The sequence below is a fragment of the Desulfovulcanus sp. genome (assembly GCF_982781345.1).
On record NZ_CEYAEZ010000104.1, the window covers coordinates 1 to 3,209 of the forward strand.

2 protein-coding genes and 1 pseudogene are annotated in these 3,209 nt (G+C 37.8%); 2 read left to right on the top strand and 1 reads right to left on the bottom strand.

Translation table 11 applies throughout. From position 1 onward, the window contains the following. On the bottom strand, nucleotides 1-614 hold a 614-nt coding region (gene modA / locus AC3WVG_RS11230; protein WP_488798209.1), incomplete at its 3' end, for a molybdate ABC transporter substrate-binding protein. A gap of 1,566 nt (nucleotides 615-2,180) precedes the next feature. Between modA and nifH the strand changes: the two are divergent. Together nifH and AC3WVG_RS11240 are read left to right on the top strand one after the other, a co-directional pair. Continuing rightward, a pseudogene (gene nifH / locus AC3WVG_RS11235) lies at nucleotides 2,181-3,011 on the top strand (nitrogenase iron protein); the annotation flags it as partial. Nucleotides 3,012-3,096: 85 nt separating this feature from the next. Further along, nucleotides 3,097-3,209: P-II family nitrogen regulator (locus AC3WVG_RS11240; protein ID WP_488798210.1), on the top strand; the 113-nt coding region annotated here is incomplete at its 3' end.

Here is a 3,209-nt window from a genome sequence, read left to right on the forward strand (position 1 = left end):
GCCCCACCTTCTTCCACCATCCAGTATTTGCCACCCTTGCCCTTATCAAGGGCTAAGGAAAGGGCAGTAAATGAGACATCCACACCACCGGTAGTGGCGAATTGGAATGCCTGGGATACGTTTTGTCCATACACCAGGCGAGGTTTAAGCTTTTCCAGGACTCCGCGTTTTTGCATGGCAATAACAGCGGCCTGACCATACGGTGCGGTTTTTGGATTAGCCAAGCCAATTTTTGCCGCCTTTGATACTACATCTGTCCACTCAGCTTCTCCAAAAAACTTTTTTTGTCCGGTCCATAAGGCCAGTTTACCTTTGGCATAGATAACCGGTGGTTCGGCAAGCTTTTTTTTCCTGAGCAACTTAGGCCGACGCATGTCTGCAGCGAAAAAGAGGTCAAAGGGCGCACCGTGGATGATCTGGTTATAGAGCATCCCTGTGGACCCGTAGGATGTAAGTATTTTTATTCCGGTCTCCTGCGTAAATAGTTTAGCAATCTTTTGCATGGGAGAAATAAAGTTGGCAGCGACGGCCACAGAGAGTTCTTCGGCCCAGCCGATTCCAGAAAAGGTTAGCAAAACAAAGAAAATACTTAACATAGCTGTTTTGATTCTCATAAACCCTCCTTGAGTTATTGAATTTTAGAAATTTTTTATACGGAAACACCGAAAGTGATTCCCTCAAAGTTGTTGACTTTAGAGTTATTTGCTTTCGGTGTAATTCCCCTCATACGAAACTCTTCTCTCCGTTTTATGGTCTTTAGAGATTTTTTACTCCGGAATGACGATGTACGAACATGTCATTCTGGGCGCAAGCGATGAATCTTATTTTTTCCTCTCTCTTTTACGCTAAGTAATATCTATAAGTATTGTTCTTTCTTCTTAATGGTATAAATGCATTTTTGATGCCACTATTTTAGATTTTATTGAACACTAATCTATAGATGTGAAAGTCATTAAATTTTATAGTGTTAAGTAGTTGTTTGTTAATATTTAAGAATAATTTGTTGAGTGTTACAAAAATGTAATAATATACAGAATTGTTTCATTTTTCGTTGTACTTATTTGTATTATACTGTTAAAAAATTTTCTGTATTTTTAACAAAATAATTAGCAATAACCTCTATCTTATACGGTTACCAGAAGTTTCTATAATATTTTTTTTGGTTAAAGTTTCTATCTAATAATGTATAAGTTGCGGATTTTTTTTATTCTTATCATAGCTCATCGTTACGTGTTTGATTTCCTCCATACCAAATTCAACAAATCATTTTATTTGTTTTATTGTTTAAAGGTCAAAATAGACTACAAATTGTTGTTCCACTTCTCGTGGAGTTTTGTCCGTAAGCATTGTTCGTTCCTCTTTACAGGGTAGTGTTGCATTTTTGATGCCATCATTTTGGACTTTGTAGAACTCTAACCTGACGACGCTAAAATCATTAAATTCTATAGTGTTAGCTGATGGTTTGTTAATAATTAGCAAGTACTTGTTGTGCGTTACAAAAATGCAATAACATGCAAAATCGTCTTGTGTGTTTGTACTTACTAGTTTTGTAGTCACTGAGAAACGATCTGCACTTCTTAAAAGGTTAATGAGTCATAATTTCTGCCTTGCACGGAGACCAGAAGGTTTTGTTATTTTTTTGGAGTAAATGTATCTGTCTCATGTAAAAATTATGATATTTTTTTATTCTTGTCCGAAATGGTTTTCTCAAGTTCTGTTTTTCTTAAGCAAAATTCTACAATTTGTCTTTTAATCTTCTGGTTTATTTCAAGGTCAAAATAGATTTCAAAATTTTATTTACCTTGTCACATGATTATATCTGTAAGCATCGCCATTTTTCATTTAGGGGATAAATATACATTTTTGATGCTATAATTTTAATTTTTATAGAAATATAATCTGTCAATGTTAAGGCAATTAAAGTCTATTATTTTAGCTAATTATCCATTAATAATTAAAAAATATTTTTTTAAGTATAATACAAAAATGTAGTAACATGCAAAATCGTTTTATATATTATTGTGTTTGCTTAGTTTTAAAATTGTTGAAAATTGTTCTGCTTTTTTTATTTTTTTTAGTTAATCTCAATAGTTGTAAAGAAATATAGCAGCTTTTTAGAACTACTGGCACGACCCTTGCCTTAATAGAGTTATCAAACATCAAAACACTTTAACCGGGAGGGTTCCATGAGAAAAGTAGCTATTTACGGAAAGGGAGGTATTGGTAAATCTACTACGACTCAAAATACAGTTGCTGGTCTGGTGGAAATGGGGCGGAAAGTCATGGTTGTAGGCTGCGATCCCAAGGCTGACTCGACCAGGCTCTTGCTTGGTGGTTTGGCTCAGAAATCAGTTCTCGATACCTTGCGAGAGGAAGGTGAGGACGTGGAGTTAGAGGATATCCGCAAAGGCGGCTTTGGTAACACCTATTGCGTCGAGTCAGGAGGTCCGGAGCCTGGTGTTGGATGTGCTGGCAGAGGCATCATCACATCCATTAACCTTTTGGAATCCTTGGGGGCCTACGAGGAGTCTGAACAGCTCGATTATGTTTTTTACGACGTACTTGGTGACGTTGTTTGTGGTGGTTTTGCCATGCCTATTCGTGAGGGCAAGGCTCAGGAGATTTACATTGTCTGTTCAGGTGAGATGATGGCCATGTACGCGGCCAACAACATCTGTAAGGGAATTAGGAAATTCGCTGAGGCTGGTGGAGTTCGCCTGGGCGGGCTGATCTGTAACAGCCGTAAGGTGGATAACGAAAAGGAGATGATCGAAGAATTCGCCAGGAGACTAGGCACGCAGATGATCTATTTTGTGCCCCGCGACAACATGGTCCAGAAGGCTGAGATCAACCGCCAGACCGTTATCCAGTTCGATCCTAAAGCTGAACAGGCTGCTCATTACCGGAATCTGGCCAAAAATATAGATGAGAATGATATGTTCATTGTCCCTAATCCTCTTGAAATAGAAGAGTTAGAAAAGTTGCTCATGGAATTCGGTCTGTTAGATTAATCGGTTTTTTTGAATTGAAAGCCGGGTTTGTATAATTCTGAAGAGATACGTTGTCTCAAAAAAGTTAATTAGAAGGAGAACAAATATGATTATGGTTCGTGCTATTATCAGGCCAGAAAAGAGCACAGAGGTAATGAAAGCTTTGCTCGAGGCTGGTTATCCTGCAGTAACTAAAATCGAGGTTTCAGGTCGAGGTAA